Here is a 24,040-nt window from a genome sequence, read left to right on the forward strand (position 1 = left end):
GACGCGCTGCGGAGTCCGGCACGGGGAGCCGGGCGGGTGCGACAGGTCTCACACCGGCGGTTCGGCCGGCTCGCGCGGCGCCTCGGAAATCACCTTCACGTCGTCCACTTCACCCGCGGCGACGGCGACGACCAGGCGTTCGGCCGCGTCGATGTCGGGCCGCAACTGCACGTCGTTCATGGCGAGGAGGACGACGCAGGACACCCATGCGGTGCGCCTGTTGCGTCGGCGCAGTCGGCGCAGATGCGGCATCCCGACCGAACACCACCGCCCCATGGCGGTGCACCGCGAACGCCACAAGACCCACGTCACGCACACGCGGGGGCGGGCCGCAGGCCACCCGCTCGGCGATCAACAGAAGAGCGATCACTCCCGCACCCGCGTCGCCACCCAGGCCCCCACCAATGCCACCCCCGCCATCGGCAAGAACACCGCGACGAACGCCCCCGGATGCGAGCCGCCCGCCCCCGTGGCGGAGCCGTGCGCGCCGATCATGCCGCCGCCCAGCGCGGCGAAGGCGGCGCCTCCGGCGGCCAGCAGCAGGGCGTTGGAGAGGCCGTCGGAGATCTGGAGGGCGGCGGAGTTGGCGCCCGCGTCCTTCGGGGGCGAGAGCCGCAGCAGCAGGACACTGGTGGACCCGATGACGGTGCCCATGCCGAGGCAGCCGAAGGCCCAGGCCACCGCCACGATCCAGACGGGCACGGCGTCGATCAGGACCGTGGGTGCGGTGGCGATGGCGGCAGCGACCAGGAACATCCCGACGACCATGAGCCTCGTCCGGTGCGGCTCCATGGCAGGCCGCGACTGTACGAAGGACCCGAACGCCCAGGTCGCCCCGCCGACGGCCAGCGACAGCCCCGCCAAGGTCGGCGAGAGCCCGCGCTGGGTGACGAGCATCAGCGGCACGAAGGACTCGGCGGCGATGAAGGACCCGGCGGCGATGCCGCGCAGCAGCACGACGGAGGGCAGGCCGTGAGCGGCCCGGTACGTGCCGCGCGGCAGCAGTCCGAGGACGGCGGGCACGAGGACGACCACGCCGAGCGCCGCGGGCAGCAGCGAAAGCCACCGCAGCTCCTGACCCGCGTACTGGAGGAGCCCCGCCCCCAGCGAGATCCCGAGCGCGAGCCGGACCCGGCGGCGGTCGAAGGCCTCGACGGGCGCTGAGGGGTCGACGGGCCCGGAGGCGGTGCGGCGGATGGCGGGCAGAGCAAGGGCGAGCGGCGCGACGACGAGGACGGGAATCCCGACGAAGACCCAGCGCCACCCCAGGTGCTCGGTGACGGTCCCGGAGACCAGAGGCCCCACCACGGAAGGCACGACCCAGCTGGCCGCGAACGCCGCCAGGATGGACGGACGCAGATGCTCCGGATAGGCCCGGCTGACGACGACGTACAGCGCGACGATGACGAGTCCGCCGCCGAGCCCCTGGACGGCCCGCCCGAGGATGAACATCCACATGGCCCCGGCGGTCCCGGAAAGCAGCAGCCCCGCCGCGAAGGCGCCGATCCCGGTGGCCAGCGGACCGAGGGGCCCACGCCGGTCGGCCCACTGCCCGGAGAGCACCATGCCGAAGAGGCTGGTGGTGAAGTACGCGGAGAAACCGAAGGCGTAAAGGGAAACACCGTCCAGCTCACGGGCGGCCACCGGCATCGCGGTCCCGACGGCCGTCGCCTCGAAGGCGATGAGCAGAACCACGGAGACGATGCCGAAGCTGAGGGCGCGATAGGGGGCGCGCAGGACTCCGCCCCGGAGCTCGGACGGCGGGGCTATCGGGGCGGCGGCGACGCCGGTGTCGCGAGGGTCCAGGGCGGTCATGCGGCCAGCGTAAGGGGCATGGCTACTGGTGACCCCTGTCCAGGGTCGGGGGGCTTCTGGTCCCTTGGTCTTACGTCTCGGGCTGCGTGCGGATCAGCTTCCGGGTCAGCTCCCGGGTCAGCTCTCGGATGCGTACGTGACGAAGTCGACCCATGCGGCTGGGGCGAAGGCCAGTTGGGGGCCCTGGGGGTTCTTGGAGTCGCGGAGGTGGATGGTGGCGGGGGTGGTGGCGATCTCGACGCAATCGTTGGGGTCACTGCTGCTGCTGTAACTGCTCTTGAACCAATTCAGCTCGGAAGTGTCCCCAGCAGAGGCCTTGCGGATCATGTCTCTCCCAGCACTTGCTCGATGAAGGCCAGCGACTCCCGTGGTGAGAGAGCCTCGGCCCGGATAATTCCATACCGCAGTTCGAGGATACGGAGCTGCTTCGGCTCGGTGACCGGGCGACTGTTGAACGCCCCCTCGGAACGCCCGACGGCCGCCCCGTCTCCGAACTTGAGCACCTCAATCAGGCCGGCCGTTCCAGGGTGACCATCGTGGTCGGTCGGCATCACCTGGATCTCGACGTTTCGCAACTGGCCTAGCTCCAATAGCCGTTCGAGCTGCCGATGCAACACCATCCTCCCTCCGATCGGACGTCGGAGCGTCACCTCTTCCTGCACGAAGCTGAGGTCCGGGGCCGGAGACCGCTCGAAGATGGACCGTCGAGCCATACGCGCCGCCAACGCCCGCTCCAACTCGCTTTCAGAGAGCGAAGGCCGCCACGTACCGAGGAGCGCCCGCGCGTACTCCTCCGCCTGCAAGAGCCCGTGGATGTTGTGATTGCTGTAGAGCGCAACCTCAACCGCCCGCTCCTCCAACTTCGCCAGCTCCCGCACCTTCTTCGGGTAACGGGCCTCCCGCATCTCCTTCTTCATCGCGGAGACGAGCCCGCCCGCGTTAAGGACCTCGTCCACCTTGTCCAGATACTCGGGACGAGGAATCCGCGCCCCGCGCTCGATCTTCCGAATCAGGTCCTCCCCGTACCCGATGGCCTCCCCGAACTCGGCCACACGAAGGCCCGCCGCTTCCCTCCACAACTTGAGCTGGTGACCGGTCATTTCGACCACCGCGCTGATCTCGTCCTCCGGATCGACGTCCCAACCAGGCTCGTCCGCCCCGCTGTTACACCCATCGCCGCCACGTTCCATGCCCACCGCGCCACCTCCGACGTACCGTCCAAGCCCAACGCGCACTCGTACCCGTACGTCACCCGGGACAGCCGGGACAAGCCGGGACAAGCGCGGGACAAACGCGGTACGCACAGCCCGCGCCGCTGTTCACGGTACGCACGCGCGGCCACTCTGAGTGACGTGAATCAAGAAACCACCCGCACCCCCACCCCCGTGCGCCAGTTCACGATCCTGCTGTCCGCCACCCGCAGAGGCGCCCGCCTGGCACGGCTGTTGGCGGGTGAGCAACTCCGCGCCTGGGGACTGCCGTTCGAGGCGGCGGAGCAGATCGTCGCCGAGCTGGCGAGCAACGCGGCGCTGCACGGCTACGTGCCGGGCAGAAGCTTCCGCCTGGCGCTCAGGCTCACCGAGGCGGCCACGCTCCGTATCGAGGTAACGGACGCGAGGGCGGACCGCAGCACACCGGTAGATGTTGAACTCCCGCCCGCCTACGCGGAGTCGGGCCGAGGGCTGTTCCTGGTCGCCGCGCTGTCCGACCGCTGGGGCACGGAGCTGGGCTCGCCCCCCTGCAAAACAATCTGGGCGGAAATCGCCACCTCCACGCCCACTTGCCCCACCCCGGCGGCCCCCTCCCGCCCGGACCCCCTGCAGAGCCAGAAGGGAGCCGCGAGGTCCACGCAGTGAGGATTTTCGATTAGCGTGGTTGCTGTGGGTGGGTGGCTGAGCGAGCCTCCATCCCGTGTGGGTGTGCGCGGGTCGGTGGGGGCTGACTTTCGCCGCCTGATGTTCGAACGTGGCCACGGAGTTGGACACCGGGGTTTACACGACGGGGCAGGGCCGACCCCGAGGGCGGCGTCAGAGCCCGCCCCAAAGCGCGGCGACCAACAGCCCAAAGACGCAGCAACAACAACGGCGACACCAACGGAGGGATACGCCCGCCACCCGCCCCTCGCTCAACACCACCGAACCCTCCCTCGCCGCCGGCCAGCTGTCGGCCGCCATCACGGACCATCCCTCCTCGCCGCCGGCCGCCTGTCGGCCACCGCCACGAACCACCCCTCGCCACCGGCCGCCGTCGGCCGCCATCACGAACCATCCCTCGCCGCCGGCCGCTTGTCGGCCGCCGCCACGAACCACCCCTCACCACCGGCCGCCAGTCAGCCACCGCCACGGGGCCGCCCCTCGCCGCCGGCCGCTTGTCGGCCGCCGCCACGAACCACCCCTCACCACCGGCCGCCAGTCAGCCACCGCCACGGGACCGCCCCTCGCCGCCCGGCGGCTGTCGGCCGCCATCACGGACCATCCCTCCTCGTCGCCGGACCATCGGGCGCCGTCACGAACCCTCCCTCGCCACCGGTCACCGTCGGTCCCCGTCACAAACCCTCCCTCACCACCGGCCGCCGTCGGCCCCCGTCACAAACCCTCCCTCGCCACCGGCCGCCGTCGGCCCCCGTCACAAACCGCCCCTCCCCGCCGGCCGCCTGTCGGCCGCCGCCACGAACCACCCCTCACCACCGGCCGCCAGTCGGCCGCCGCCACGAACCACCCCTCACCACCGGCCGCCAGTCGACCGCCGCCACCAACCACCCCTCACCACCGGCCGCCAGTCGACCGCCGCCACGAACCACCCCGCCTCGTCGCCGGACCATCGCTCGCCGTCGCCCGACCGCCTTTCGGCATCGATGAGCCCCCATTGCAGGAAAATCCCACCTGCTTCGGCAGTGAGCTGGGGTTTCGCGGGAAAGAAGTGCAACTTCTCTGCAATGAGCCCCACCCGGCCCGACCAGGCCCCCATCCGCGAAAGCCCAGGCCCCATCCGCGAAGCCCTCGCCCCGCGCGCCACCCACGCCCAGCACGCCACCACCCCCCGCATGCCCCGCACACCCCGCCTGCACCCCACCCACCCCACGCCCCGCACCCACCCCACGCCCCCCCCATCCCCCCACCCACCCCCCTATTGCTGCTGCCTTTTGACCCTCTGGCACACGTGGCGGCGCGTTGTCGCTGAGGGGGAAGCGGTACCGGCGGCGTTGGTTGTGTGCTGTGGAAAGGGGTTGGCAAATCTGGGCCCGTACGTAGATCAGCCGACGAAAGTCAGCCCCCACCGGAGCCGCGCACACCCACACGGGATGGAGGCTCGCTCAGCCACCCACCCACAGCAACCACGCTAATAAGTAGGTGAATACGCCCGCGTGACCCCCGGTTCATGAACGCCGCATGGCAGTCCCGTTGCAGCGGCCGGAGATCCCTTGAGCCAACCCGTCGGCCACGGCTACGTTCAAGGAGTCAGGTCATCAACGACTTGGCCGTGTGCCCGAGTGGCTTAGGGGCTGGACTGCAAATCCAGTAACGCGGGTTCGATTCCCGCCACGGCCTCCGAGTATTGGCAAGGAAGAAGGTGGCCCTCCCCGGGTCACCTTCTTCCGTCATGCGCGCTCATGCGCGCCAATCCGCGCGTCACCAGTCACTGCGCCCCGACCGTGACAGCCACCCCCTGGCCCCCTCGCGCCCCACCCATACCCCCCACCCATACCCCTCCACCGCCATCCGGCCGAAGGCCGGACAGACCCGGCGCGTCCCCACGCGCCCCCAGTCAGCCGCACCCCGTCCCCCACCGCACGAATCCCCAGATCAAGCGCAAGTCCATCCACGCCGCCTTCACCACGGACCCTGAGGAGGGCGAGCCGGGCGAGCCGGGCGAGCCGCTCGAAGGGCTCAACGTCATCATCTCGCTCACCCCTGACCCCACGCCCGACAAGCCGTGGGAGCGCTACGACACGGACCTCAACGCGGGCGTCGGCGGCAAGTTCATCTACTTGACCCGCCTGCAGTACCGAGGCTGACCCGCACCACAGGGGGACGCGGTCCGGGGCCGGGCGACCTACCGGTCCCGGACCAGCGCCTCGTCGAGCCCCGCGAGAATCGCGTCCACCGTCTCCTCGACCGTCAGGTCGGAGCTGTCGAGCCAGAGCCCGATCCTCGGGGTCGTGGTCCGCAGCCCTGTGTCCAGGTCCTCCACCGTCCATGCCCCGTAGCCGGTCTTCCCGCGGTCCGCCTCCCGCGCCGCGACCGCCTCCGGCCTCGGGGCGAGCACGACCACGTGTACCGGGCGCGTACGCAGCAGATCCACGTACGCCTTCAACTCCTCGCCCAGGATGACGTCCTGGACCACCGCGACGAAGCCCGCAGCCGCGTACGCGTCGGCCGTGGACGCCGACAGGCCGTACCGCAGCCGGAGTTGGGCCTCGGCCTCGTCCGATGCGCCGGGCTCGTACGCCTGGCCGCCCGAGACGATCATCCGGCGGAAGACGTCGCCCCGCACGTGTGCCGCGCGCGGAAGCCGTTCGGCCAGGGCCTGCGCCACCGTGGACTTGCCCGACGCCATGATGCCGGTGATGACGATGACGCCATCGGGATCAGAGGTAGTCATGGCTCCCATCGTGCCAAGGGAGCCGGTCCTCTCGCCTCCGGATTACTGTGCGGGCTCCTGGGCTGACCCGCGGATTACTGCGCCACCGCCGCCTGCGGACGGATCGGGAGGCGGTTCACCGGGCGGCCCGTCGCCGCCCTCACCGCCGAGGCCACCGCCGCCGGAGTCGTCACCACCGGTACCGCGCTCGCCGCCTTCGCCCCGAAGGGCGCGACCACGTCACGCTCCTCCACCAGCTTCACGATGCGGATGTCCGGGGTGTCCAGGGCCGTTGGCAGGGCGTAGCCGGTCAGGTCCGGGTGGCGGACCAAGCCCCGCGGCGTACGGAGGTTCTCCGTCAGCGCGGCGCCGACTCCCTGCGTGACGCCCGCCTCGATACGCACCTTCAGCTGGGTCGGGTTCAGGATGCGGCCCACGTCCTGCGCGACCGCCAGCTCCACGACCCGTACCGAACCGATCTCGATGTCCACGTCCACCACAGCGCGGATCGCGCAGAAGGCCATCCCGACGAACGCGTCGCCCTGGCCCGCCTCGTCCAGCGGCTCGGTGGGGTGCGGGCGGCACTGGGCCGTGGCCCAGAGCTCCTTGCCGTCCATCGCCTCCGTCACCGTCGTGCTCAGCACGCCGTCGTACGACGTGATCTTGCCGTCGGTGATTTGGAGAAGCTCGGTCGACATGCCGAACTTGTGGGCCAGCGGCTGGAGCAGCTGCGTGCGGACCATCTTCGCCGCGCGCTCCACCGCCCCGCCCGACACCCATGTGTGGCGGCCGTGGCAGCTCGGGCCCGCTGGGGGCTGGTCCGTGTCTACGGGGGCCACTCGGACGTCGTCGATGCCAAGGGTCTCCTGGACGATCTGGCGGGCGAGCGTCGAGAAGCCCTGGCCCGTCTCTACCGCCGCGCAGATGACTGTCGCGATGCCGTCGTGGACCTTCACCGTGGCCGTGGAGACCTCGTCCGTGCCTTCCGCGCCCAGGAGTTGGACCATGCCCAGGCCGTAGCCGACGCCCCGACGCACTGCGGACGGTTCACCCGCGCCTTCGGGGCCGCCTGGCAGCAGCCACTCGTCCTCGGGGGTGTCCTTGGGCAGCTCGGGGAGGGGGAAGTCCCGTACGGCGGCGAGGAGTTCGGCTACCGGGGCCGGGCACGTGACCGTCTGGCCCGTGGGCAGGATGTCGCCCGTGGCCATCGCGTTGCGCAGCCGCACCTCGGCCGGGTCGATGCCCAACTTCTTGGCGATCTTGTCCATTTGGGCTTCGTACGCCGCACAAACCTGCATGGCGCCCTCGCCCCGGACATGTCCGGACGGCGGGTTGTTCGTGCGGACCGCCCAGCCTTCGATGAAGGCGTTCGGGACCACGTACGGACCGCAGGCGAAGGAGACGGCCGCGGCGAGCGCGTCCGACGACGTGTCCGCGTACGCGCCCGCGTCGAGCAGGACCTGCGCCTCCACCTTCACCAACTTGCCCTCGGCGTCCGCGTGATGGCGGTAGCGCAGGAGGGTGGGGTGGCGGTGGGCGTGGCCCAGGAACGACTCCTCGCGGGTCGCCGTCAGCTTCACCGGGCAGCCCGTCGTCAGCGCGAGCAGGCCGAGCGGGAGGTGGAAGCTGGCGTCCTCGCGGTCGGCGGTCGCGCCGGGGACGCCGGTCACGACGACCTTCACGATGTCCGGGTCGATGCCGTAGCAGGACGCGGCCATGTCGCGGTCGGTGTGCGGGTCGGTGGAGGCGATGTACAGCTCCACGCCCCCGTCGGGACGGGGTACGGCCAGACCCGCCTCCGCTCCGATCGGCGCGGGATCCTGGCGGCCGATGCGGTAGAGACCCTCGACGACGAGCTCGCCCGCCGCCTCCGGGTCGCCGTGCCGCAGCGGGATGTGCCGGATCAAGTTGCCGTCGGGGTGCAGGGGTTCGGCCGCGAAGGCCTTCTCCGGGTCGGTGACCGGCTCAAGGATTTCGTACTCGACGAAGATGGCGGCGGCGGCCATCCGCGCCGTGTCGGGGTGGTCGGCGGCCACGGCGGCGATGGGCTCGCCGTGGTGGCGTACGACGTCGGACGCGAAGACCGGGCGGTCCGCGGTCTTGCGGCCGTGCAGCGCATCGCCGGGCACGTCCTCGTGCGTGACGACGGAGCGCACGCCCGGCATCTCGCGCGCCTGGGACGTGTCGATGGAGACGATGCGCGCGTGCGCGTGCGGCGAGCGCAGGACGGCCGCCCACAGCAGCCCCTCCGCCCAGAGGTCGGACGCGTAGGGGAAAGTGCCCTCCGTCTTGGCACGGGACTCCGCGGACGGCAGCGAGGCACCGATGCCGTGCGGCAGCGGCTCGGGGCCGGGCTGCGGCTCCACTGCGGTCGCGGTGGTCCCGTTCCCCGCGGCTTCGTTGCTCACGCCTGGCCTCCGTCCTGTCCGTAAGGTCCTTCGTACGATCCGCCCTGCGCCGCCGGGTTGACTCCTCCGGCGCCGGGTCCCGCCTGGTGCGGGATGCGTGCCTCGCCCGCATGGTCGTCCTGCGCCGACGGCTCGGCGGCGGCCGCGGACGCCTCGCGCTCGGCGACGACCTCCTGCACGGCGTCGAGCACGCCCCGGTAGCCGGAGCACCGGCACAGGTTGCCGCACAGGGCGCGGCGGGTCTCCAGGTCGGTCGGGGCGGGGTTGCCCTCAAGGAGGTCGTGCAGGGTCATCGCCATGCCCGGTACGCAGAAGCCGCACTGGACGGCACCGCAGGCCGCGAGCGCCCGCTGCACGTCGGAGGGCCTGCCGTCGGTGGCGAGGCCCTCGACGGTGCGCACCTCGCTCCCGGCGGCGGTGGCGGCGGGCACCAGGCAGGACGCGACGAGACGGCCGTCCACCTGGACGTTGCAGGCACCGCACTCGCCCTGCGAGCAGCCGTCCTTGGCGCCCGCGAGGCCGAGGCGCTCGCGCAGGACGTAGAGGAGGGACTCGCCGATCCAGGCGTCGGTGACGGGGCGGTCGGCGCCGTTGACGCGCAGGACGTAGGAGCAGAGGGGGTGTTCGTCGGAGAGGGGGGTGGTGGCTGCGGCCTCTTCGGGGTCTTCGGCTTCGGCTTCGGCTTCAGCCTCGGCCTCAGTCTCGGCTTCAGCTTCCGCTTCGACGTCCGCTTCGGGCTCGGCTTCGGCTTCGGGCTCCGGGCCGGGCTCCGGCTCCGGCTCTGCGGGGGCGTCGGGCGTCTCGGGCACCTCGTGCGCCACAGGCCCCTCGGGCACCACATGCATCTCAGGGGCGACCGGGGGCTCGGGGACGAACGGCTCCGGGGGCACGACGGGCTCGTGATGCTGCGGCTCGACGTGCTGCTGCGGCTGCGTCTGCGTCTCGGCGTGCCCGGAGTGCTGCGCATGCCCGGCGTGCGGATACTGCTCGGCATGCGGCTCCCGTGCCGGCTCCGACCACGGCGCGCCCGCGCCCGCACCGCCGGTCGCCCACGGCGCCGCCGCGCCGCCCGGCAGCGTCGCGGGCGGCGTACCGCCCCACTGTGCCGCGAGCGAAGACGTGGTGAACTCGCCCGATTCGTCCGGAAGATCGCCGTTGGCGACCGGAATCGACCACTGTCCGGTGACATCGGCCGGGGCAGGGGCGGCGGGCGCGTGCCCCTCCGCCTCGTGGAAGCTCCACTGCCCGGTGGCCCGGGGGTCGTACGCGTGCTCCGGCTCGTGGACCGGCGCCTCGGGCTCGGGCACGCCGCCCGCGTCCGGCCACTGCACGTTCTGGACGCCGACGCCCGCGACTCCGGTGCCCGCGCCCGTCACCTCGGGCGGCATGACCCAGACACCCGTGGCGGCCGGGTCCGTCGCGTCGGCCGTGGTGGGGGTGACCGTTATCTGCGGCGGCACGTAACCGTGGCCGGGCGCGGCGAGCGGCGAGTGGTCGAAGGCGTCCAGGGCGCCCTCCGGCAGCTGCACGAAGGCCGTGGCGTCCGAGTCGTACTCACCCTGTGGATGCGGCTGCCAACCGCCGTTCGCGGCGTTCGCAGCGTTGCCATCGGTCTGGTCGTCCCTCACGACAGCGCCCTCCCCAGTGCTCGTCGGGCCAGCGCGGCGACAGTGCGCCGCAGGTGCAGTACGGCGGGCGGCAGCGGCTGCGGGGAGCCATCGTCCGCCGGAGGCTGGTCGGGGATGCACGCGGCGGCGACGTACTCACCGAAGGCCGTGAGCGCCTCCGGCACGATCGCCCGCTCGCCGTCCCAGTCGATCAGCGAGGCGACCCACTGCTCGGCCTCAAGGGGCCGCAGCGGCATCGGTGCGACGGCGCCGACCGCGCAGCGCACGCCACGCCGAGCGGGGTCGAGGACGAGCGCGACGGACGCGATGGCGCGGCCGGGGCCCGTGCGCCCTGTGGCCTTCAGGAAGACCTGCGGGGCGTGCAGGAGCGGCAGCCGTACGAAGCCGATGAGTTCGCCGGGGCGGAGCATGTCCATCCCCGCGAGGAGGTGCGAGACGGGGACCTCGCGGCGTGCGCCGCCGGGGCCCGCGATGATGAGGACGGCTTCCAGGGCGGCCAGGACGGGCAGGGTGTCGCCGGTCGGTGCCGCCGTGGCGATGTTGCCGCCGAGAGTGCCCGCGTTGCGGATCTGCGGGGGTCCGGCCGCGCGCGCGGCCGCGGCGAGCGCGGGGATCAGCGCGGCGAAGTCGGGCCGCCCGACGCGTGCGTGGGTGAGGCCCGCGCCGAGCAGTGCGTGACCGTCCTGGTACTGCCAGCCGCGGATCTCGCTGATGCGGCCGAGGCCGACGAGCGCGGCGGGGCGCAGGAGGCCCGCGTTGACGGAGGCCATGAGGTCGGTGCCGCCGGCTACGGGCACGGCGGCGGGCATCGCGGCGAGCGCCTCTACGGCCTCGTCCAACGTCCCAGGCAGCTTCGCCGTCTGCGCGGTCTGCGCCGCCTGCGGTGCGTGCGTGGTCAAAACCGGCTGCCCCTTCCCGATGCCCGGCGGCTTTCTCGCCGTTCTCACCGTTACGCCTGTTCCGCCGTACGGTACGTGCTCACAGCCCGGACGTGGCAACTCTGGCACATCTTCCCCGGCCCCCGGCGCGGGGGTCCGCTAGGAGCCATTCGTCCGCAGACCTGGGGGATGTGCCGGTTTCACACGCCCTCACCGGTCAGCGGGAATTGCCACTCTTCGGTGACTCTTGTACGGCTTTCGTCCGGCCGCCCACGCTCTCAGCGCGGGCGGCCCGACACACGGACTATGGGGTGCGCCTCACACGTTCGGGGGCGCCCCGTCGATCGGGCGTCCGAGCACTCCCGGGCGCTTCTGCCACGGCAACGGGCCGCCGGGCGGGCGGTAGTCGACGCCGAGTGCGTCAAGTCGCGCGTAGTGCGGGGCCATTCGCCGCTCGAAGTCCGCGAAGTCGCGCTCGGCGGATGCCGGGAGCGGGCTCCAGGCGACCTCGGCGAAGGCGGCGAGGCGCGGGAACACCTGGTAATCCACGCGTGCGTGGTACTCCATCACCTCGGTCCAGACGTTGGCCTGGGTGCCGAGCACGTGCCGGGCCTCGTCGGCGGTGAGCTGCGGCGGCAGCGGCTCGAAGCGGTAGACGTCCTCCAGGGTGCGGACGAAGCCGATGGGGGCGGGCTCGTCGGGGCCGCCGTCCTGTCGGTGGTCCAAGTACACCTGCTGCTCGGGGCACATGACGACGTCGTGACCGGCCTTGGCCGCCGCGATCCCGCCCCCGTACCCGCGCCAGGAGGACACGGTGGCACCGTCGGCGAGACCACCCTCCAGGATCTCGTCCCATCCGATGAGCCGCCGCCCGCGCGCAGTGAGCCACCTGTCGAAGTGCCGGATGAACCAGCTCTGCAGCCCGTTCTCGTCACCGACGCCGAGTTCCTTGATGCGGGCCTGAGCGGTGGGCGACTGCCTCCATTGATCCTTGGGACACTCGTCTCCCCCGACGTGGATAAAGGTGGAGGGAAACAGCTCAAGCACTTCTTCAAACACCCCTTCGTAGAAGCGAAGGGTGTTCTCGGTCGGGGCGAGGACGTTCGGGTTGACGCCCCAGGTGTCCCAGACGCCGAGCGAGGAGGTGTCGACGACGTCGGTGTTGCCGAGCTCCGGGTAGGCGTGGATGGCGGCCTGCGAGTGCCCGGGGATGTCGATCTCGGGTACGACGGTGATGTGCCGCTCATGGGCGTACGCGACGATCTCGCGGATGTCGTCCTGCGTGTAGTAGCCGCCGTGCGGGGTGTCGTTCCACAGCTCGGACGCCCGGTGCCCCCACTTCGAGCGCGGCCGCCACGACCCGGACTCCGTGAGCTTCGGATAGCGCTTGATCTCGATGCGCCAGCCCTGGTCGTCGGTGAGGTGGAAGTGGAAGACGTTCAGCTTGTGGGCGGCGAGGAGGTCCAGATAGCGCAGGACGCCGTCCTTGGGCATGAAGTGCCGTGCCACGTCGAGCATCATGCCGCGCCAGCCGAAGCGGGGGCTGTCCTCGATCAGGCACCCCGGGACGGCGTACCGCCCCGCCGCCCGCAGCGGGGCGCGCCGCAAGGCCTCGGGCCCGATGAGCTGCCGCAGGGTCTGCGCCCCCCAGAAGACGCCGGGTGCGGCGCCACCGAGGATCTCGACGCCGCTCTCCCCCACGGTGAGCCGGTACGCCTCGGGCGCGAGGGAGTCATCGATGCCCAGCGAGACGCCGCTGCCCTCGCCGGGCGCCAGGGGCAGGCCGAGCGCGGCGCCGAGGGTGGCACGCAGCCAGCGCTCGGTCGACTCGGTGCCGATTCCGGCCCGGAGCGCGGTGGAGGAGTCGAGGATGAAGCCTTCGGAATGCGGTCCCTCGGCGCGTGCGGGCGCGGGGATGAGTTGCTCAAAGGTCATGCGGCGAATCTGCCACGCGATTGCACAACGCAAAAGGGGCGTTGCGGTACACGCAACGCCCCACCGCGAGGAGGGCCATGGACCGCGCCCGGGGGCCCGGGGGCTACCGGGAGGGGCTACCCGGGGGGAGCTACCCGGGGGGAGCTACCCGGGGGGGGAGCTACCGGGGGCTACTTCTTGCCGCCGCCCTTGCCGTCCTTGCCGCCCTTGTCCTTGTCGCCACCGGCGCTCATGGACTCGTAGATCTCCTTGCACATGGGGCAGACGGGGTACTTCTTCGGGTCACGACCCGGCACCCACACCTTGCCGCAGAGTGCGACGACGGGCGTACCGTCGAGCGCGCTCGCCATGATCTTGTCCTTCTGGACATAGTGCGCGAAGCGCTCGTGGTCACCGTCACCGCTCGACACCTGCGGCGTCGGCTCAACGAGGGTCCCCGTACCTGCCCCGCGCTCGGGCTCGGGCTCAAGAGTGCTCATGGCATCCAAGGGTACCTACGCTCACCGGTTACGGGCATCGCCCGGGCGCAGGGTCGAGGGGACATCCGCGCCGAACCTAGGCACCCCGACTACCGGCATCACCCGGACGCAGGGCGGACGGAACAACCGCGCCGTAACTACGCACGCCGACTACCAGCATCACCGGGGCACAGGGGCGACGACACAACCGCGCCGGTCCTACGCACGCCGACTACCGGCACCACCCGGACGCAGGGGCGACGGGACGACCGCGCCGAACCTACGCACCGCGGCCACCGCCATCACCCGGACACAGAGCCGACCGAACAACCGCCCCGGACCCACGCACGCCGACTACCGGCACCACCCGGACGCAGAGCCGACGGAACAACCCCGCCATACCCACGCACCCCAACCACCGACACCACCCGGACGCAGAGCCGCCGGAACAACCCCGCCCAGCCGCGCAACGCCCGTACCGGCCGGGCGCCCTCAGGCCGCCCCGCACCCGGCCTTGTCGGCGGCCTCTCCCCTGGCCTCGTCGGGCGCCGCAGCCGTCGCGCCCGCCTCCCGTCGCGACCGCGCCCCCGAGAGATGCCGAGCCCGCGCCCCCGCGAGGTGTCGCGACCGCGCCCCCGCGAGATGCAGCACGAGGCCCGCCCCCGCCACCGCGGCTGCGGCCCACGGCAGGTGGCTCGCCGGGAGGCCCATGGAGAGGGCGAGGCCCGCCGCACCCGAGCCGACCGCGCTGCCCAGGTACAGGGCCGAGTTGTTCAGGGCCAGAGCCACCGTGCCCCGCTCCGCTCGCAGCGCCAACAGGCGGTGCTGTTGCGGGACTTGGAGCGCCCAGCCCGCCGCGCCCCACAGCACCAGGGCGGGGAACGCCGCCGCGCCGAGCAGCGGCAGGGCCGCCTCCGCGAGCACCAGGGCCAGCAGCACGCCCGCCACCAGGGTGATTACCCGGCCCGTGCGGTCCACCAGGGGGCCGGCGACGACGCTGCCCAGAATCCCGCCGATCCCCCACGCCCACAGGTAGGGCGCGACGCCCGCTTCCTCCACTCCGCCCGCCGATGACAGGACCGGAGCCAGGTACGTGTACAGGCCCAGGCTCGCCACGGCCGCCAGGAACGAAACCCCCACCACCGGCACCACCGCGCGGTCCGTCAACGCCGCGAGCCGTGCCCGTACCGGCACCGGCGGGTCCGCCGGGACCGGTGTCAGCCACACGGCGAGCCCCGCGAGCGTGATCGCCCCGAGCCCGGTCACCGCCCACATCGTCGCGCGCCACCCGGCACTCTCGGCGAGAAGCACCCCCAGCGGCACGCCGAGCACCGTCCCCGAGCTCATCCCGCCCATCACCAGGGCCAGCGCCCGCCCGCGCCGCTCCTCGGGGACGAGGGAGGCGGCGGCCGCGGTGGAGAGCGCGGAGTAGACCCCGGCACCGGCCCCCGCCACCGCGCGGGACGCGAGAAGCACGGCCAGGGACGGCGCCAGGGCCGTCAGCCCGTTCCCGAGGGTGAAAACGCCCAGCGAGGCGATGATCAGCATCCGGGGACGTACGCCGGACATCAGCCCGGCGACGAGGGGCGCGCTCACCGCGTACGCGAGGGTGAAGACGGTGACCATCTGCCCGGCGAGCGAGACGGTCGTTCCCAGGTCCCGGGCCACCACCGGCAGCAGCCCGGCCATCACATAGGCGTCGAGCCCCAGCGTGAAGGCCCCCAGGATCAGCAGCCAGATCTTGCGCACAGCGACAACTCCCACTCCTCGTACGGCGCGGCCTGCGAGCCGCCGCGGAGTGGGAAAGGTAGGCATCGCCCGGACGCCCCGGGAAATGCCCGCGGAGGCACATTTATGCTGGGCCGGCATGGATCACATCGCTCGCGTCCCGGCCGATGACCTCGCCTCGGTCGACCTCCGCCACCTGCGCGGATTCCTCGCCGTGGCCGACGAGTTGAGCTTCACGCACGCCGCGGCCGCTCTCCGTACGGGCCAGCCCGCACTGACCCGCACCATCCGCGCCCTGGAGGAAGCGGTGGGCGCGCGCCTGCTCACCCGCACCACACGTCACGTGGAACTCACCGAAGCGGGCCACCGCCTCCGCGACGGCATCGCCCCGCTCCTCGCCCGCCTGGACGCCACGCTGCGCGAGGCCGCCGGGAGCGAACCCCCGCTCCTGCGCCTCGGGTTCACGTCCCTCCTCCCGGAGGCCTGCGCCGCACGGAACTCCGCCTTCGAGGCCGCGACGGGCGCGGGCATCCGCCTGGTCCGGCGCGACACGCCCTTCGCGGGCCTCACGTCAGGGGCCTGCGACGTCGCGGTCGTACGAGGAGACATCCCGCCGGGCACGGCGGTACGCACCCGCGTACTCCTGCACGAACCCCGCATAGCGGTGGTGGCACGCGGCGCGGCCGAACTCGCGGGACGCCGCGTCGTGGACTGGACGGAGCTGGCCGATCTGCCCCTGGTCGTGAACACGGTCACGGGGACGACAAGCCCCGAACTCTGGCCCGAGGGCCATCGCCCCGAACTGGCCTGCACAGCCGACAACTTCGACGAATGGCTGGAAGCGGTAGCGGCAGGCCACGGCGTAGGAGTGGCCCCAGAACCGGTGGCCCGCAGAAACACGCACCCAGCCCTACGCCACGTACGCCTGAAGAACGCCCCACCGGTGCCAGTACATCTGGCCATCCCGGCGCGGGACGCACATCCGTTGGCGGAGCGATACTTGCTCGCCCCGGAGCCAACCCGGTAGTCGGCCCACGAACTCCGCCATGTCACGTACGCGTCGGGACACTATCCACGGGACTCCTGGTTCCACTGTGTCAGCGCCTCGTCCAGAGGGTTGTCGAAGCTGACGAGTTCGGCGATCTGGTGGAGCAGACGCCGGTAGTCGTCGCGCCGCTCGACGGCCGTCGTACTCATGACGAGCACCACCAGACGCCTGCCGTCCGGATGCGGTAGGTGGGCGTGGACCTGGAGGAGGGGCTCCGGAGGGAGGCCGCTGGCCTGTGTGGGGGTGCGTACAGACTCGCTGAGGGTGGCCGGACCGCAGGGCAGCTCGAGGTACTCGATACGGGTGTGGTGCTCGGCGGGGGTGACGGCGCGGGCGGCGGTGACGGCGGGGGGTGCGACGGCTGTGTCACGCAAGGAGAGGGTGAAGAAGGAGAGCAAGGGCCGCCCGCCGCCCTCGCCACCACCGGCATCGGCCACGTCGTCACGATGCAGGCCGATCGAGCAGTGGACGGTGCCGATTTCGCACAGGGCGGCCAACATCTGCTGCGCCGCGCCAAGTTGCGCGACGAAACGCTCGCGGGTGGTGTCGTCAGGAGCTGTTTCCAGGAGTGGGCCGAGGGCGGCACGCAGCCCGTCGGCGCCGGGGGCATCGGGCAGGTTCAGCAGGGCGGTCAGCGGGATCGCGGTGAACCCGGCAGGTTCGGCGAACCAGATGTCAGCGCTGGGGTCCTCGGCCGACTCGTCGACCACGAAATGGGGAGCGGCGGTCATCGCACCTCGTCCTGCGTCACGCCGTCGGGAACCCTGGCCCCCGCCCGACGCGCACGTTCGAGCGCGCCGGGACTGGCGCCCCATCCGACCGGGGCAGCTTTCCAGCTGGGCCGGGCCGGACGCTGGTAAAGGAAGTGCAGCCGCTTGGGCACGTCACCCCCTCGACCCGGCGCCGCGATGACAGCGTAGAAACGGGGATCGCCGGCGAACCACAGGGGCTCGATCTGAGCCTTCAGCTCGGGCTGGGTCTTGTTCGTACCGAAGCGCCGCATCCACCAAAAGGTGCGCATATTGGCCATGAAGAGCAGCGGGATCCGCTCATCCGGCTTCTCGGGATTGGGAAGCTCGTACCACATCTCGTCCTCCTGGGCCTCTGGGTGCTTGTTCCGGCCTCGGGGGACGTCCTTGAGGTGCTGCCAGGGGTACTGGGCGAGGACACGCCGCATGTTGAGAGACCAGGGGAAGTAGCCGAGTTGGAGGAAGGCGCGGAAGGTCGCGTACACCAGCAGGGGGATGAAGATCCAGGCGATCGCGACTGGCGTGCCGACGATCAGGAAGAGGGTTCCGAACCAGACGGCAACCCATCCGACCAGCCGCCCGACAGTCGTGGCCATGTGCCAGATGAATGCCTGACGAGTCGGCGGGTGGTCCCAGGCGGTCGGATAGTCGGCGGAATGCATGTAAGCAGCTTTCTGTCTGCAGCGGATCAATGGAAGAGATGCCGGGCGACATCGACGAGACTGCCGCCATCGACGCCGAGCCTGGTGCCATCGATAACTGCTACGGCACCATCCTTGATGCCGTCGTCGTCGGCATCCACGATCTTCATCACCAGCCCGAATCCAGCCGTACCTACGCCAACCGCAGCCGATGTGACCTCAACCGTCCTGGCGATTGGTTCAGCCCGAGCCCCTCTGATCGTGAGCCCGAGCAAGGAATTGTCCAGGCGGGTCATAGCCCTCGCGTGTTCCATGGTGGTCGCACCGGCAGTACTCAGCCGCGCTCCGAGCGTGAGAGCCTCACCCGCCTCGCCGACACCACGAAGGGCAGCAGCGCCTCCTTTCCACGCCGCGCCGACGCCGGGCACCATGCCTAGGGCATCCCCACCCAGTGTGACTGCGTTGCTCCAGAAGCCCGTGTCGAACTCGCCTTTGGTGACGCCATCCCACAGCGACGCGCGCAACGTCGGGTCACCGAGCACCCGCATACTCAACGCCGTCGCGCTCAACGCCGCCGCAGCCAGCAACAGCACCGCCGCAGCCGCCCCACCCGTCAACACGAACAGCGCCGCAAGCCCGACGACGGCGGCCACGCTGCTCAGAATGTCGGGCAGGTTCTCCTTGACCCAGTCCATCGTTTCGTCGAACCAGCCCGGCTCGTGCGGCGCCAGCTTGTGTGTCGCATCGCGGATCTTGCCTGCCCGGTACCCTGACCTCTCCTCGTGCTCGTACGCGAGGTCGCGGGCCTTCTTCAGGATCCGGTCGAGTTCCGCCTGGGCGTCATCCACCTTGTTGTTGGTACGCGTCTCCGCCTTCTTCGCCTGATCCTGCCCGGCGCCCTTCTTGTCCAGGTCAGAGTCCTTGCCCGCGGTGTCCGCTCGCCCCTGCGCCGCCTCAAGGGCGGCCCGCGCTTCCTTCGCGTCCGCGTTCAAGCGTTTCGCGCGGCCCTGGTACTCGTGGAGCTCGTCGTGCCAGCGGTTCAGATGCTTGGCGGCCTTGCTGATGGAGTTCGCCGCATTCTGCAGGTTCTTCGGCAGCGGACCGCCGTCGATCTGCTCGCGAAAGGCGACCGCCGCATCGCCCTCCCAGTAGCTGCCGTCCATCAGCTTCGTGACAACGCCATGCGTCTCATGGAGGACTTTGGCGCAGCCGGTCAGCTTCTTGTGCAGCGCCTTGACGATGTCGCAGTTGCCGGGAACCGGATTGAAGCCCAGGTCCGGATAGTTGGGGTTCGGGATGTCCGGGGAAGACTTCAGGCCTTGTGGCAGGGGGCCGTTCCTGGCGGCGGGCGAACCAGCGAAGGGGTCGCTCTCAGTACCCGGCGTGACCGTCACTTCGAGCCCCGTCCCCGGTTCTTACCCTTCTCCTTCAAATTCTCCTCCAGGGCTTTGTCGACCTCGCGGTAGGCGTCCTTGCTCTTGTCGATGATCTTGGCAAGGTCTTCACTCTGCTCACCGATCTGCTCCGTGCCGTACTTCCAGTCGTCCTGGAAGTCCTCACACGCGGAGTCGAGGTCATCGGTGCCAAGGCCGGTGATGGTTGACTCACTGAGCGCCTTGTGCAGCCCCTTCAACGAGTCATTCGACTTCTTGAGCAGCTTCATGAAGTTCTCGAGCTCGTCCCCGTCGACCTTCAACTTGTCGGCCATTCCCACCCCTTGAGGCTGCCGTCGCATCGCGTGAGGCTCGGTCAGCGGTTGATGGACTGGATTTCCTGGACGTTCATGGCTTGGGTGGTCTCGAAGGTCCCGTCCGGGAGGTTGCCCTTTGCGCCTCCGGTGCCGGTCCACTCGATTTCCCAGGTCACCGATGCCGTCAGCTGATACGGCTGACCACTCGTGGCACGCAGGTACTTGATCCCGCACGGCGGCTCGTGCTGTGAAGCCCCCCGGGTGTACGGCGTCCCGATGCTGCCGTCCTCGTTGAACTCGCACTCGCCGGATGCCGGGTACGTCTCCGCGTCCCCCGTGCCCGGCTCCATGTGGAGGCTGGCCGGCTTCGCGGTGGTCTGCGCCCACAGCCCTGTGCCGGGCAGTTCGGCGCGGACCTCGACGTCCTTGAACGTTCCCTTGTCCAACCAGGCCCAAGTGGGCAGATTGACCGTCGACTTGGCCTCGGGCTTCAGCTCGACCTCGGTGTCCGGCACCCTGGTCTGCTGGTAGGCGAGGGCGGCGAGGATCTTGGGGCCGATGGCCTGGGGGGCGTTCGCGGGCTCACCGTTGTCCACCCAGAAGGTCTTGCGCTCACAAGCGCCGGTGGCTGGGTCGCCCTCCATGTCCGGGTTCTTGACGCCTACCCACCACATGCCCTTGTCGTTCTTGTCGACGTTGAAGTCCTTGTAGGGCTTCCCGCCCTTGTAGTGCTCCTTGTCGCCCGCCATGCCTGCGGCGTCCCCGCCGACCGATTCGTAGATGGACCACTGGGCTTCCACGAAGGTCTTGAAATCCTTGGCCTTCCAGTACGGCTCGTACCAGCAGGCAGGGGGCTTCCAGTCCACCGCAGCGGGAGTCAGAGAGCCGGTGTCTCCGGCCTTGGCGGAGCCTCCCTCTGCCTTGAAGACGACCCGGGACATCAGGTTCTTCCCGTAGGACTGGCCCGATGGTTCCGGCTCCTGGGATCCGGAGCCGCCACGGCCGCCGGCCAGAGCCTCGTACGTTCCGAGAACGCACAGCACGGCGGTGAGCACCGCCGCCGTCCCGCTCCGATTCACGGTCACGGCTGGCACTTCTGTGCTCCCCGGTCCTCGCTGAGGTCCCGGGTCTGCCAGACGCCGTCCTTGTTCTTCTTCATCGCGGTGTTGTAAAAAACGTAGCTGTCGGGCGACGTCTCTGCCTTGGTCACTTTGTTCGTCTTGCGGTTCTTGAGGTTCGCCTGACTCTCATCCACGCAGTACGTCACCGCCGCCGACGTCTTGCTGAACACTGTTACCTGCCGGTCGAAGTAGCGAGCCGTCCCCGCCCAGCTGGTGTTCTTGTCGATGTTGGCCTTGGTGTACTCGTAGAGGCCGGTCAATGCCCGATCCGTGGCATAGAAGGCGAGAGCCGAATGCTTCAGGTCCCCCGACGCGAGCGCCGCGTCCACGGCGTTGATGCGTCGCTCGCTGTCCGCCAGGACCGCGTCCTTCACCGCGTCACCAGTCTTCTGGCCGTCGAAGACGTTCTTCATATCCACCGGCAGCTTGATCTCCGGCCGATCGATCCCGTCGGCCGACGTTGACGGCGACGGAGATGCCGACTTTCTACTGCCTGCGCCAGCACCGGCGATCTTGTCGTCCTTGCCGTCGTCCGAGCCACCACACGCGGTCAGCAGTAGGGCCGCAGATGCGGTGAGCATGGCTGCTACGAGCCGGACGGGGCGATTCACTCTGGTCTCCTGGAGGGGTGGGGTTAGCTGAAGCAACCGGACACTATCCGTAACGTCATGGTGACTCCAGGGCGGATTGTGTTAGTAGCTCGACGGGGTGAGGCAAGCCACGCCCGATACCCGGACCCCCGCCTCAGCGAGGACTTCACCGACACCACTGCCTAGCTCACGCCAGACGTTGTCGCCAACGTCCACCTATGCAGCCCGAGTTCACCAGAAGTGCTGGTGCTCGCACGCCTCGCTTCTCACCACGTACGGGTCAGCGTGCACGACCAGCGCCCCGCGCTGCCGCCCGACCAGTACGCCGCCCATGCGCACGCCGGCCCGACGAAGAGGCGAGTGAGCGCGGGCCGCTTCCCCCTTCAGCAGCTCGCGGACCGCACGCGCCGGAAGAGCAGTCACACCTGAGTCGCCGTGTCCGCCATCGACAAGGCCCCTTCTGAGCCAAACAACGAGAAGAATTACGTTCGCAACGTACAGAAGTACGAATCCCACGGTGAACTCGGACGTCGACGAACCCAGTTGGGTCCCCCGCCGCCCCCTCAGTTCAACGACGGATCATCCGGATACGTAGCCACCATCGCCAGCTCGCTCCGCTGTCTCCGCAACACCGCTCGCCACAGCCGCTCAGGGGCCGGCGACGACACGTCCCCCGGCTCGGACTCGACCACGTACCAGGCGCCCTCGACCAACTCGTCCTCCAGCTGGCCCGGGCCCCAGCCCGCATAGCCGGCGAAGATCCGCAGCGAGCCGAGTGCCGGGGCCAGGAGTTCGGGAGGTGTGTCCAGGTCGACCAGGCCGATCGCGCCGTGCACGCGGCGCCAGCCGATGGGCTCCCCTCTGCCCGGCCGCGGCCGCGGCCGGGAGCCGGGGGCCGTGCCCTCCTCCCCGGGGATCACCGCCACGCCGAGCGCCGAGTCGAGAGACACGGGGCCGCCCTGGAAGACCACGCCCGGCGCGCCCGCCAGCTCGCCCCAGCCCTCCAGGATGTCCGCGACGTCCACCGGCGTGGGCCTGTTGAGGACCACGCCGAGCGAGCCCTCCTCGTCGTGGTCGAGAAGCAGCACCACCGCGCGGTCGAAGTTCGGGTCCGCCAGGGCAGGTGTGGCCACGAGCAGCCGCCCTGTGAGCGAGGACACCTCGGTCATGGACCACATGATCCCGCATCTTTGCCCCATCCGGGGAGGCAATGCCCTTACGGGAGTGAATGCAGCTCAGGGCGCACTGAAGCGGCTGGAGCGCACACTTTCGGCGGTGACCCGGAGTGTCCGGTTCCGAACGGTTCGTGTTGTCACGAACTCCTGACGTGTTTCGCGCACCCTTGGCCTTACGGAAGGGGGGTACACGCCCATTACCCTTGCCCTTTGGTCCACCCGTCCATCCAATCGGAACGCGAGATTCATGACCGTCACCGACGATGTACTGCTTGTCCACGGCGGAACCCCGCTGGAGGGCGAGATCCGTGTCCGCGGCGCGAAGAACCTCGTGCCCAAGGCCATGGTCGCCGCGCTGCTCGGCAGCGCTCCGAGCAGGCTGCGCAATGTCCCGGACATCCGCGACGTGCGCGTCGTACGTGGGCTGCTACAGCTGCATGGCGTCACGGTCCGTCCCGGTGAGGAGCCGGGCGAGCTGGTCATGGACCCCTCGCACGTGGAGAGCGCCAACGTCGCGGACATCGACGCGCACGCGGGCTCCTCGCGGATCCCGATCCTCTTCTGCGGGCCGCTCCTGCACCGCCTGGGTCACGCCTTCATCCCCGGCCTCGGCGGCTGCGACATCGGCGGCCGGCCGATCGACTTCCACTTCGAGGTGCTCCGCCAGTTCGGCGCCACCATCGAGAAGCGCGAGGGCGGCCAGTACCTGGAGGCCCCGCAGCGGCTCCGCGGCACGAAGATCAAGCTGCCGTACCCGTCCGTCGGCGCCACCGAGCAGGTCCTGCTGACCGCCGTTCTCGCGGAAGGCACCACCGAGCTCTCGAACGCCGCCGTCGAACCCGAGATCGAAGACCTCATCTGCGTACTGCAGAAGATGGGCGCGATCATCGCGATGGACACCGACCGGACCATAAGGGTCACCGGTGTCGACAGCCTGGGCGGCTACAACCACCACGCCCTCTCGGACCGCCTGGAGGCCGCCTCCTGGGCTTCCGCGGCCCTGGCGACCGAAGGCAACGTCTACGTCCGCGGCGCCCAGCAGCGCTCGATGATGACGTTCCTGAACACCTACCGGAAGGTGGGCGGTGCCTTCGAGATCGACGACGAGGGCATCCGCTTCTGGCACCCGGGCGGCTCGCTGAACGCGATCGCCCTGGAGACGGACGTGCACCCCGGCTTCCAGACGGACTGGCAGCAGCCGCTTGTCGTGGCACTCACGCAGGCCGCGGGTCTGTCGATCGTGCACGAGACGGTGTACGAGTCGCGGCTCGGATTCACCTCCGCGCTCAACCAGATGGGCGCACACATCCAGCTCTACCGCGAGTGCCTCGGCGGCTCCGACTGCCGCTTCGGGCAGCGGAACTTCCTCCACTCGGCGGTCGTGAGCGGCCCCACGAAGCTCCAGGGCGCCGATCTGGTCATCCCGGACCTGCGCGGCGGCTTCTCGTACCTGATCGCGGCCCTCGCGGCGCAGGGCACGTCCCGCGTCCACGGCATCGACCTGATCAACCGCGGCTACGAGAACTTCATGGACAAGCTCGTGGAGCTCGGCGCGAAGGTGGAACTGCCGGGCAGGGCGACCTTGTAGTTTTTAG

At 70.3% G+C, this 24,040-nt stretch carries 23 protein-coding genes and 1 tRNA gene; 6 read left to right on the top strand and 18 right to left on the bottom strand.

Annotated features, from left to right (window positions below; translation table 11 throughout):
- Nucleotides 1-48: 48 nt before the first annotated feature.
- The 4 genes from E5671_RS47435 to E5671_RS19800 form a co-directional block, all read right to left on the bottom strand.
- Nucleotides 49-180: a hypothetical protein gene (locus E5671_RS47435; protein WP_336605790.1), complete on the bottom strand. Its 132-nt coding sequence runs from the start codon at nucleotides 178-180 to the stop codon at nucleotides 49-51.
- A gap of 186 nt (nucleotides 181-366) precedes the next feature.
- On the bottom strand, nucleotides 367-1,815 hold the full coding sequence (locus tag E5671_RS19790; protein WP_160505298.1) for an MFS transporter: 1,449 nt from the start codon (nucleotides 1,813-1,815) through the stop codon (nucleotides 367-369).
- A gap of 117 nt (nucleotides 1,816-1,932) precedes the next feature.
- A complete protein-coding gene (locus E5671_RS19795) occupies nucleotides 1,933-2,142 on the bottom strand; it encodes a DUF397 domain-containing protein (RefSeq protein ID WP_160505299.1) in 210 nt (69 codons plus the stop codon).
- A complete protein-coding gene (locus tag E5671_RS19800) occupies nucleotides 2,139-3,005 on the bottom strand; it encodes a helix-turn-helix domain-containing protein (RefSeq protein ID WP_160505300.1) in 867 nt (288 codons plus the stop codon). The genes E5671_RS19795 and E5671_RS19800 overlap by 4 nt, the downstream gene beginning before the upstream one ends.
- Nucleotides 3,006-3,167: 162 nt before the next feature.
- On the opposite strand from E5671_RS19800, the gene E5671_RS19805 reads away from it, so the two are divergent.
- The 3 genes from E5671_RS19805 (at nucleotide 3,168) to E5671_RS19815 (ending at nucleotide 5,830) form a co-directional block, all read left to right on the top strand.
- A complete protein-coding gene (locus E5671_RS19805) occupies nucleotides 3,168-3,671 on the top strand; it encodes an ATP-binding protein (RefSeq protein WP_160505301.1) in 504 nt (167 codons plus the stop codon).
- A 1,620-nt stretch (nucleotides 3,672-5,291) separates the two neighbouring features.
- Nucleotides 5,292-5,363, top strand: a tRNA-Cys gene (locus E5671_RS19810).
- Between the two features lie 104 nt (nucleotides 5,364-5,467).
- Entirely contained in the window at nucleotides 5,468-5,830 is a 363-nt protein-coding gene (locus E5671_RS19815; RefSeq protein WP_160505302.1) for a hypothetical protein, read from the top strand.
- A 38-nt stretch (nucleotides 5,831-5,868) separates the two neighbouring features.
- On the opposite strand, the gene E5671_RS19820 is transcribed toward E5671_RS19815, so the two are convergent.
- From E5671_RS19820 to E5671_RS19850, 7 genes are all read right to left on the bottom strand, one after another.
- Nucleotides 5,869-6,417: an AAA family ATPase gene (locus E5671_RS19820; protein ID WP_443032658.1), complete on the bottom strand. Its 549-nt coding sequence runs from the start codon at nucleotides 6,415-6,417 to the stop codon at nucleotides 5,869-5,871.
- Nucleotides 6,418-6,491: 74 nt separating this feature from the next.
- Complete coding sequence (locus E5671_RS19825; RefSeq protein ID WP_160505304.1) at nucleotides 6,492-8,804, bottom strand: molybdopterin cofactor-binding domain-containing protein; 2,313 nt, start codon at nucleotides 8,802-8,804, stop codon at nucleotides 6,492-6,494.
- Nucleotides 8,801-10,432 carry a 2Fe-2S iron-sulfur cluster-binding protein gene (locus tag E5671_RS19830; protein ID WP_160505305.1) on the bottom strand — a complete coding sequence of 544 codons (1,632 nt, stop codon included), beginning with the start codon at nucleotides 10,430-10,432 and terminating at the stop codon, nucleotides 8,801-8,803. Before E5671_RS19830 ends, E5671_RS19825 begins: the two co-directional genes overlap by 4 nt.
- Nucleotides 10,429-11,331 (bottom strand): FAD binding domain-containing protein, encoded by a 903-nt coding sequence (locus tag E5671_RS19835; protein ID WP_160505306.1) that lies wholly within the window; start codon nucleotides 11,329-11,331, stop codon nucleotides 10,429-10,431. Before E5671_RS19835 ends, E5671_RS19830 begins: the two co-directional genes overlap by 4 nt.
- Before the next feature lie 297 nt (nucleotides 11,332-11,628).
- Complete coding sequence (locus E5671_RS19840; RefSeq protein ID WP_160505307.1) at nucleotides 11,629-13,245, bottom strand: beta-N-acetylhexosaminidase; 1,617 nt, start codon at nucleotides 13,243-13,245, stop codon at nucleotides 11,629-11,631.
- A 170-nt stretch (nucleotides 13,246-13,415) separates the two neighbouring features.
- Entirely contained in the window at nucleotides 13,416-13,724 is a 309-nt protein-coding gene (locus tag E5671_RS19845; RefSeq protein ID WP_160505308.1) for a DUF3039 domain-containing protein, read from the bottom strand.
- 471 nt (nucleotides 13,725-14,195) lie between these two features.
- On the bottom strand, nucleotides 14,196-15,452 hold the full coding sequence (locus E5671_RS19850; protein WP_160505309.1) for an MFS transporter: 1,257 nt from the start codon (nucleotides 15,450-15,452) through the stop codon (nucleotides 14,196-14,198).
- Between the two features lie 118 nt (nucleotides 15,453-15,570).
- Here E5671_RS19850 and E5671_RS19855 point away from each other — a divergent pair, with 118 nt between their 5' ends.
- Entirely contained in the window at nucleotides 15,571-16,458 is an 888-nt protein-coding gene (locus tag E5671_RS19855) for a LysR family transcriptional regulator (protein ID WP_160505310.1), read from the top strand.
- Between the two features lie 41 nt (nucleotides 16,459-16,499).
- Here the strand turns inward: E5671_RS19855 and E5671_RS19860 are convergent, their stop codons facing one another.
- The 6 genes from E5671_RS19860 to E5671_RS19885 all read right to left on the bottom strand — a co-directional run bounded on the left by E5671_RS19860 (nucleotide 16,500) and on the right by E5671_RS19885 (nucleotide 21,291).
- A complete protein-coding gene (locus E5671_RS19860; protein ID WP_160505311.1) occupies nucleotides 16,500-17,210 on the bottom strand; it encodes a hypothetical protein in 711 nt (236 codons plus the stop codon).
- Nucleotides 17,207-17,824 carry a hypothetical protein gene (locus E5671_RS19865; protein WP_160505312.1) on the bottom strand — a complete coding sequence of 206 codons (618 nt, stop codon included), beginning with the start codon at nucleotides 17,822-17,824 and terminating at the stop codon, nucleotides 17,207-17,209. The genes E5671_RS19860 and E5671_RS19865 overlap by 4 nt, the downstream gene beginning before the upstream one ends.
- A gap of 92 nt (nucleotides 17,825-17,916) precedes the next feature.
- The gene (locus E5671_RS19870) at nucleotides 17,917-19,263 is read right to left on the bottom strand and encodes a putative T7SS-secreted protein (protein ID WP_160505313.1); all 1,347 of its coding nucleotides are present in this window, start codon (nucleotides 19,261-19,263) and stop codon (nucleotides 17,917-17,919) included.
- On the bottom strand, nucleotides 19,260-19,577 hold the full coding sequence (locus tag E5671_RS19875) for a hypothetical protein (protein WP_160505314.1): 318 nt from the start codon (nucleotides 19,575-19,577) through the stop codon (nucleotides 19,260-19,262). Before E5671_RS19875 ends, E5671_RS19870 begins: the two co-directional genes overlap by 4 nt.
- Nucleotides 19,578-19,618: 41 nt before the next feature.
- Nucleotides 19,619-20,644, bottom strand: a complete 1,026-nt coding sequence (locus tag E5671_RS19880; RefSeq protein WP_336605791.1) for a hypothetical protein — start codon at nucleotides 20,642-20,644, stop codon at nucleotides 19,619-19,621.
- Complete coding sequence (locus tag E5671_RS19885) at nucleotides 20,641-21,291, bottom strand: hypothetical protein (protein ID WP_336605792.1); 651 nt, start codon at nucleotides 21,289-21,291, stop codon at nucleotides 20,641-20,643. Before E5671_RS19885 ends, E5671_RS19880 begins: the two co-directional genes overlap by 4 nt.
- Before the next feature lie 225 nt (nucleotides 21,292-21,516).
- Here E5671_RS19885 and E5671_RS19890 point away from each other — a divergent pair, with 225 nt between their 5' ends.
- Complete coding sequence (locus E5671_RS19890) at nucleotides 21,517-21,699, top strand: hypothetical protein (RefSeq protein ID WP_160505316.1); 183 nt, start codon at nucleotides 21,517-21,519, stop codon at nucleotides 21,697-21,699.
- 134 nt (nucleotides 21,700-21,833) lie between these two features.
- On the opposite strand, the gene E5671_RS19895 is transcribed toward E5671_RS19890, so the two are convergent.
- Nucleotides 21,834-22,439: a YqgE/AlgH family protein gene (locus E5671_RS19895; protein ID WP_160505317.1), complete on the bottom strand. Its 606-nt coding sequence runs from the start codon at nucleotides 22,437-22,439 to the stop codon at nucleotides 21,834-21,836.
- 253 nt (nucleotides 22,440-22,692) lie between these two features.
- Between E5671_RS19895 and murA the strand changes: the two genes are divergently transcribed.
- Complete coding sequence (murA, locus tag E5671_RS19900; protein ID WP_160505318.1) at nucleotides 22,693-24,033, top strand: UDP-N-acetylglucosamine 1-carboxyvinyltransferase; 1,341 nt, start codon at nucleotides 22,693-22,695, stop codon at nucleotides 24,031-24,033.
- Nucleotides 24,034-24,040: the final 7 nt, after the last annotated feature.

Origin of the sequence: Streptomyces sp. BA2 (assembly GCF_009769735.1) — a bacterium.
Taxonomy (GTDB): domain Bacteria; phylum Actinomycetota; class Actinomycetes; order Streptomycetales; family Streptomycetaceae; genus Streptomyces.